The following is an 861-nucleotide window of genomic DNA, read 5'->3' as shown; positions in this document are numbered from 1 at the left end:
CAAAAGAAGTAGGTAGTTTAACCTTCGGGAGGACGCTTACCACTTTGTGGTTCATGACTGGGGTGAAGTCGTAACAAGGTAGCGCTAGGGGAACCTGGCGCTGGATCACCTCCTTAAACGATGATTACTCACGATGAGTGTCCACACAGATTGATACGGTTTATAAGTAAAAGAGACGAAGATATCCCAATATCTTCAATCCAGTGTCCCGTTCGTCTAGAGGCCTAGGACACCGCCCTTTCACGGCGGTAACAGGGGTTCGACTCCCCTACGGGATACCATTGGGTCGTTAGCTCAGTTGGTAGAGCAGTTGACTTTTAATCAATTGGTCGCAGGTTCGAATCCTGCACGACCCACCATTCTTCTCCACGAAGAATCAAAACTTATGTGGGCGATTAGCTCAGTTGGGAGAGCACCTGCCTTACAAGCAGGGGGTCACTGGTTCGAGCCCGGTATCGCCCACCATCTTTAAACATTCTCTCTTGAGAGTTTTTAAAAATGGTTACTTCATAAGAAGTGATTAGCTCTTTAACAATTTGGAAAGCTGACAAAACAAACTTTTAAGTTTGTTTGTAAAGTTCTCAATGTTTGTCTTTATGACAAACACCAAAAAACACATTCAAGTGTTCTTGGGAATATCACTTTTACAGTGATTATTCGAAATTGAGTCCGGCAAAATCGAAATGTCTCTCGCTCATTCAAATAATGAGAGACAACTTTGGTGATTTGAACATCAACTCGAAACTCCTTCGGGTTGTATGGTTAAGTGACTAAGCGTACACGGTGGATGCCTTGGCAGTCAGAGGCGATGAAGGACGTATTAACTTGCGATAAGCCCAGATTAGGTAGTAAAAACCATTT

The 861-nt window shown here is 43.7% G+C and carries 3 tRNA genes and 2 rRNA genes; all 5 read left to right on the top strand.

The window, feature by feature from the left end:
* Nucleotides 1-116, top strand: a 16S ribosomal RNA gene (locus ATB78_RS27815); the annotation flags it as partial.
* Nucleotides 117-205: 89 nt separating this feature from the next.
* Nucleotides 206-281 (top strand) — tRNA-Glu (locus tag ATB78_RS27810).
* Between the two features lie 2 nt (nt 282-283).
* Nucleotides 284-359 (top strand) — tRNA-Lys (locus tag ATB78_RS27805).
* A gap of 30 nt (nt 360-389) precedes the next feature.
* Nucleotides 390-465: transfer RNA gene (locus tag ATB78_RS27800), tRNA-Val, on the top strand.
* 295 nt (nt 466-760) lie between these two features.
* A 23S ribosomal RNA gene (locus ATB78_RS27795) occupies nt 761-861 on the top strand; the annotation flags it as partial.

Origin of the sequence: Vibrio sp. CUB2 (assembly GCF_001557945.1) — a bacterium.
GTDB lineage: Bacteria > Pseudomonadota > Gammaproteobacteria > Enterobacterales > Vibrionaceae > Vibrio > Vibrio owensii.
The sequence above is the reverse complement of the archived record's forward strand: the minus strand, read 5'-3'. Positions and strand labels throughout refer to the sequence as shown.